The organism is Mesorhizobium sp. M7A.F.Ca.US.002.01.1.1 (genome assembly GCF_004022955.1).
Lineage (GTDB): Bacteria > Pseudomonadota > Alphaproteobacteria > Rhizobiales > Rhizobiaceae > Mesorhizobium > Mesorhizobium ciceri.
The window spans coordinates 1-6,016 of sequence record NZ_RZQE01000368.1; the positions used below are offsets into that span (position 1 = coordinate 1).

The window sequence follows — 6,016 nt, forward strand, 5'->3', positions numbered from 1 at the left end:
CGATGCTGCCGCCGATGACGATCGATTTCGGATCGAACATCATCTGAATGTCCCGGCACAGCGTCGCGACCCGCGAGGCGCTCCGCGAGACGATGGCGTCGGCCCAGGCCTCGCCCTTCAGCGCACGCCCGAACACATCGGCGGCATCGGCCTTGAAGCCGGCTTTGAGGGCCTGCGAAGCGATCCAGCGGCCGGAGGTGCTGTCTTCGAGTGGGGCCTGGTCTGCAGACAAACCACGGATCAGACCGAAGTGACCGGCAAGACCGGACAGCAATCGGCCGTTGCAAACGATGCCGCCGCCAATTCCGGTCGAGATGGTCAGAAAGACGATGTCGCAACCTTGCCCGGCGCCGAATTTGTATTCGCCCCAGGCGGCTGCCTGGGCATCGTTGAACGCACAGACGGGCTTGCCGAAAACAGCGGATGCCCTTTCGACCAGCGGGTAGCCGTCGGGAATGCCAAGCGTCGCCGGATTCAACGCCGACCAGCGTCCATCGTGCACCAGCCCCGTCACCGCAATACCGATACGACTGAAGCGGCTTGACCAGGCTGACGTGCTTTGCGCAAGGGATGCCAGCCAGGCGTCGGGTCCAGCCTCTCGCGCGGTAGGCACGATCATGTCCTCGACCACCTTGCCGCCGCTGACCAGCGCGGCCATGGTCTTGGTTCCCCCGATGTCGATGCCCAGCACGGTTGGGCCAAGCACGGTTTGCGTGCCCCTTGCCGCATAGGCCCCGGAAATCGCCTGGTGGAACCACGAGGTGACGTGCTCGGTACGGGTGATCGCCGATCCGACAACCACGGCACAGGCGCCGGCGCGCGCGGCGGCGGCCGCCTGCTCCGGCGACCGGATACGCCCTTCGGCGATGACGTAGGGGCTCAGGGTTCGCATTTGAGCGATGAGGGCAATGTCCGGATCCTCCGGCTCCGGCCCGCCGACATAGCCGGAAAGCGTCGTGCCGACGAAATCGACACCCGCGGCAAGGGCCCGGCGCGCATCGTCAAGGCAAGAGCAATCGGCCATGGTCAGCTTGTTCCTGGCCTTGACGGCTTTCACAAGCGCTTCGACAGGAATGGGACGGACACGGTCCGTCGCATCGAAAGCGATGATATCGGCGCCCGCCTCGGCCAGCGCCTCGACATCGGCCAGATAGGGCGTGATGCGCACGGGGCTGTCGGTCAGATCGCGCTTGACGATACCGATGATCGGCTCGCGGACGGCCAGGCGGGCGGCCGCGACATAGGGCACGGATTCGATGCGCAGGGCCTTGGCTCCGGCTTCAAGAGCGGCCCTGGCAAAGCCCGTCACGAATTGCGCACTGTCCATCGGGCCGCCGGGAACCGGCTGGCAGGACACGATGAGACTGTTGGCGATGTCTTCCCGCTGCACGTCGGCACTCCCCTGTCGCCATCACGATAAATGGAAAATACCAGATTACAACCAGTTCATAACTGGTATTATCTTTGCAGCTCGAAGACGAAGTCGTAGACGTCTCCCTTGTAGCGTGTCTCGCAGTATTCCACGATCTGTCCGTCGGCGAGAAAGCAGCGGCGCTCGGTCATCAGCAGCGGTGCGCCCATCTCGCAATGAAGGTGTCTTGCATCCTCCAGCGATGCGCCGCGCGAGCGCATGCGCTGGATTGCCCTCTGAGGCAGGAAGCCGCGTGCATCTAGCGCTTCATAGAGGGAGTCCTGAACCATCTCGGGCGAAGGAAGGAAGCGAACCGGCACGGCCGAGACCTCGACGGCGATCGGCGCGCCATCGGCCGTCCGCACGCGGCGCATGCGGATTACATTGGTGTTTGCGGCAATACCCAAAGCCATCATTTCGGCTGGCGATGGACGGCTTATCTGTTTGGAAAGCCATAGGCATCCAGGCTTCAGGCCGCGCGCCAGAATGTCCTCCGAAAAGCTCGTCAGCGTCGAAAGCGATTTTTCGACCCGCGACCCGATCTCGGTTTTGGAACCATGCCGGCGATTGAGCTGCCCTTCCTCTTCGAGCAACGCCAGAGCTTTTCTCACAGTGACACGCGAGATCGACAGGGCTTCCGCCAGAACCCGCTCGCCCGGCAGAACCGCGCCGGCCTTCAAAGCGTTGGAACGGATCGCTGCCTCGATCGCCGATTTCAACCGTCGGTAAAGCGGCACATCGGAGGCTGTCGCTTCCATCTCCCGACTGACAAGCCCGATCAGGTTCACGGTTGTCATTGCTCTTCCTCCCGCGCGAGAAGCACCCAGGATCAAAACATTCCTGACTGGACCCATACTGGTATTATCAATCCGGTGCAAACGTCCCGCGGGCGGTGCCTCGTCTGCGCCGTCAGCGCACCACGACCCCTCAGCGAACCCGCGGTGACAGCTTCATGGAGATGCGATCGCAGGCAGCACGCAGGACCTCCAGAGTAAAGGCATGGCGGCTTTCACGCGTATGGCGATTGATATAGGCGACGATAATGGAGGCGACGGCGCTGCCGTCCGGTCCGATGACCGGACAGCAGATATCGGTGATGCCGACGAAATCACGGCTCTCGCGCATCCAGTAACCGTCCGCGCGGATGGTACGAAGCTGCTTTTCCAGCGCCTCTCGATCCAGCGGCGCCGGCGAATGTGCCGCACATTCGTCGATCATCCGCGTCGCGACCTTTGGCGGCTGGAAGGCAAGGATCACATGGCCGGAGGTCGCGTCGGTGGCCAGGCGGCCGTAGCCGAGGCGCAGCGTGAACGCCATGTCCTCGCCGCCGGGAACGGCCGCGGTCACGACGGTCAAGCCATGATTGAAGACGACCAGGTGCGGCGACTGATTTGAGTCCCCGGCAATCCGCGTCAGCTCGGGCATTGCGGCGGACATGAGATCCTGAGCGCTCGGCGTGTGCAGCCCCAGCTTGAAAAGCTTGTCGGTCAACGAATAGGCGTCGGTCTCGGCGTTGCGCTCGATATATTGACGCTCCTGGAGCGCGATCAGCATCCGGAAAATCTCATTCTTCGAACGACCGAGGCCTTCCGCGATCTCCTTCATCGTCAAGGGCGCCCGCGCCTCCGCCAGCAGCTCCAGGACATCCAGACCCTTCGTCAGCGCCGGGGCCGAATAGGTCGGTTTGCCACTCTCTTTTGCGTCATCTGCCATTCGAAGAATCCCCGGTGGTCCACGCACGATAGAGACAAGAAATCGGAATTGCCATTGGTTTTATATCCAAACTTGACACCATATATAAAACTGTCATGATGACGGGGACAATGAATTTCGAGGCCGACCAATGACCGTACAGAGACCAGCAAACACTGTCCGCGCGACCATCACGCCCCGGAACAACAGTGTTTACACGTCGGTCGATTTCGATCGCGAGGGCAAGCAGATCGGCTTCTTCCATGTGCCTCAATCGCCGCACGACGATGCCTGGGGCACGGTCCGCGTTCCGCTCGCCGTCATCAAGAACGGCGACGGTCCGACGGTCCTGATCGAGGGCGGCAACCATGGCGACGAATATGAGGGGCCGATCGCGCTCGGCGAGCTTCTGCGCGAGATCGAACCACGGGATATAGCCGGTCGCATCATCGCGATTCCGGCCATCAACATTCGGGCCGTCGAGGCCGGCACCCGCACCTCCCCGATCGACGGGTTGAATTTCAACCGCAGTTTTCCAGGCGATTTCAACGGCACGCTGACAAGCCAGATAGCGGCCTATGTGCATGACATCCTGTTTCCGAAGGCCGACTATTTCCTGGATCTCCACTCCGGCGGTTCGTCCCTGATGATCCTGCCGAGCGCGATCATCGAGCCCTCCCCGACCGCGCAGGGGCATCGCAAGAACATCAAGGCGACGCTCGCCTTCGGGGCGCCGACCGTTGTCATGGTCGACAATCTCGGTGAAACCCGGACCTCGACCGCGTCCGCCAATCACCAGGGGCTGATCGTCATCGGCAGCGAGATGGCCGGCGGCGGCCTTGTCAGTCCGGATGCGTTGGCCATCTGCCGCAGGGGCATCCGCAATGTGCTGAAACATGCAGGCGTCCTGAAGGGCGCGCCTGACATTGCCCCTGGCGCCAACGCACGCGTGCTCAAGGTGCCCGGAAGCGAAGGCTATCTGCTTTCCGAGGAGGACGGTGTCTTCGAACCCTTGAGCCCGCTCGGCAGTGCCGTCAGCAAAGGCGACCTTGCCGGACGCATTCACTTCCTCCACACGCCGTCGCGCGCGCCCATCGATCTCCTTCACCCCATCGACGGCATCGTTTTCGCCAAGCGTCAACCCGGCCGCGTGCGCCCGGGGAATTGCTGTTTCGTGCTGGCCAACGAATATCCGGAGGCACTGACCGATGAGCCATGAAGACATCATGGCGGCTGCCCGGCGCATTGCCCCCTTCATACGGCGCACCCCGGTCGTCAAGCTCGACCATGCCACGGGCGCGAACCTCCAAAATGATGTCTATTTGAAACTCGAATGCCTCCAGGTGAGCGGCTCCTTCAAGATCCGGGGCGCCACGAACCGGGTGAAAACGCTCGAGCCGGGCCGGATCGAAAACGGACTGGTCGCCGCATCCGGCGGCAATCACGGCCTGGCCACCGCCTATGTGGCTGCCCGGGCCGGCGCTCCCGCCACCATCTACCTGCCGAACAATGCAAGCCCGCTGAAGGCGGAAAAGCTGCGCAAATGGGGCGCTGACGTTCGCTTCGAAGGCAAGGTCTGGGATGAAGCGCATGAGGCTGCATTGGCCGAGGCAAAAGCGCGCGGCGCCTTCTACATGCATCCCTTCGCCGATGCGCAGATCGTGTCCGGCCAGGGAACCGTGGCGCTGGAGATGGTCGACCAGATTCCCGATGCCGACATCTACATCGTCGCGATCGGCGGAGGCGGCCTCATCAGTGGCATGTCCGAAGTCCTGAAGCACGTCAAACCCGACGCCAGGATCGTTGGTGTCGAGCCGACCGGTTCACCGACCCTTCACGCCTCCCTGACTGCCGGCCGTGTCGTTCGCTTGCCCGAGATAACGACGAAGGTGGCGACCATGGCCTGCGGCCGCACGGACGAAAGTATCTACGAGATCGTCGCCAAGCACGTCGACGACATCGTCCTTGTCGAGGATGCGGACATGCAGAAAGCCGCTGAATTGCTCTGGTTCGAATTCGGCATCGCCGCCGACCTCAGCGGCGCGGCATCGCTGGCCGCGTTGATGAGCGGAGCTTTCAAGCCACCGCGCGGCGCCCGCATCGCCGGGCTTGTCTGCGGCGCCGGTGTCGAAGGCCTGAACGGCTGAGGTCGAGAAAGGCCGGTCCACGCAAGACGCGGCCCGACATGGATACGGCACGAGTGCCGCGGAATACCGCCGGAATGCCTGTCGCTGGGACGGTCGTCGTGCGGGACATGAAAAAGAGGCGAAGAATCGTCCTGTCGCAACAAGAGGAGAACTGAAACATGCGCATTTCCCTGAAAGCATCCATTGCTCTGCTTGCACTCGCCATCGCAACGCCCTCGCTTGCCGCGGAAAAGGTTCTTGGACTTGCGGCAATCGACTTGCAGAACTCCTTCTTTGTCCGCATGAAGGAAGCCGGCGACGTGGCTGCCGCCGACTATGGGGTGAAATCCACCTGGCAGAGTGCCGAGGGTAGCCTGGAAAAACAGGTCAGCATCATCGAGAATTTCATCAATCAGGGCGTCAGCGCGATCCTGATCGATCCGATCGACAAGAACGCGGTCATTCCGGTGATCCAGAAAGCCACCGCCGCCGGCATTCCGGTGATCACCATGGGCAACAAGGTCGAGGCAGGCTCGAACTATTCGACGCTCTATCCGGACTACGACAACATGTCGATGGTTGCCCGCGCGCTCGGCAAGTCGCTTGGCGGCAAGGGCGAAGTCGCCCTGCTCGTCGGTTCGCGTGGCAACTTCGTGTCCGACACGCGCGAAAAAGGCTTTGTCGAAACCCTGAAAAAGGAGTTTCCGGACATCAAGGTCGTCGGCATCGAGCCGACCGGCTGGGACGCAGCCAAGGCAACGAATGCCGCCCAGACATGGCTCACCAC

6 protein-coding genes are annotated in these 6,016 nt (G+C 62.4%); 3 read left to right on the forward strand and 3 right to left on the reverse strand.

Annotated elements, in window-relative coordinates; translation table 11 throughout:
• The 3 genes from EN932_RS26680 to EN932_RS26690 all read right to left on the reverse strand — a co-directional run.
• Positions 1-1,390, reverse strand: a 1,390-nt coding sequence (locus EN932_RS26680) for a putative N-acetylmannosamine-6-phosphate 2-epimerase (protein WP_128369174.1), incomplete at its 3' end; no start/stop codon positions are given.
• Positions 1,391-1,458: 68 nt separating this feature from the next.
• Positions 1,459-2,208: a GntR family transcriptional regulator gene (locus tag EN932_RS26685; protein WP_027160933.1), complete on the reverse strand. Its 750-nt coding sequence runs from the start codon at positions 2,206-2,208 to the stop codon at positions 1,459-1,461.
• Positions 2,209-2,338: 130 nt separating this feature from the next.
• Complete coding sequence (locus EN932_RS26690; RefSeq protein WP_013530438.1) at positions 2,339-3,124, reverse strand: IclR family transcriptional regulator; 786 nt, start codon at positions 3,122-3,124, stop codon at positions 2,339-2,341.
• A 130-nt stretch (positions 3,125-3,254) separates the two neighbouring features.
• On the opposite strand from EN932_RS26690, the gene EN932_RS26695 reads away from it, so the two are divergent.
• The 3 genes from EN932_RS26695 to EN932_RS26705 form a co-directional block, all read left to right on the forward strand.
• Positions 3,255-4,322: a succinylglutamate desuccinylase/aspartoacylase family protein gene (locus EN932_RS26695; protein WP_127368637.1), complete on the forward strand. Its 1,068-nt coding sequence runs from the start codon at positions 3,255-3,257 to the stop codon at positions 4,320-4,322.
• Positions 4,312-5,250: a threonine/serine dehydratase gene (locus EN932_RS26700; RefSeq protein ID WP_013530436.1), complete on the forward strand. Its 939-nt coding sequence runs from the start codon at positions 4,312-4,314 to the stop codon at positions 5,248-5,250. Before EN932_RS26695 ends, EN932_RS26700 begins: the two co-directional genes overlap by 11 nt.
• A 158-nt stretch (positions 5,251-5,408) precedes the next feature.
• Positions 5,409-6,016 (forward strand): sugar ABC transporter substrate-binding protein (locus EN932_RS26705; protein ID WP_164890631.1); only part of this gene is annotated, 608 nt, incomplete at its 3' end.

Excerpts from the sequence above, each read along its gene's own strand:
- EN932_RS26685 (WP_027160933.1), bottom strand. The coding sequence starts at position 2,208 with ATGACAACCGTGAACCTGATCGGGCTTGTCAGTCGGGAGATGGAAGCG.
- EN932_RS26690 (WP_013530438.1), bottom strand. The coding sequence starts at position 3,124 with ATGGCAGATGACGCAAAAGAGAGTGGCAAACCGACCTATTCGGCCCCG.
- EN932_RS26700 (WP_013530436.1), top strand. The coding sequence starts at position 4,312 with ATGAGCCATGAAGACATCATGGCGGCTGCCCGGCGCATTGCCCCCTTC.
- EN932_RS26695 (WP_127368637.1), top strand. The coding sequence starts at position 3,255 with ATGACCGTACAGAGACCAGCAAACACTGTCCGCGCGACCATCACGCCC.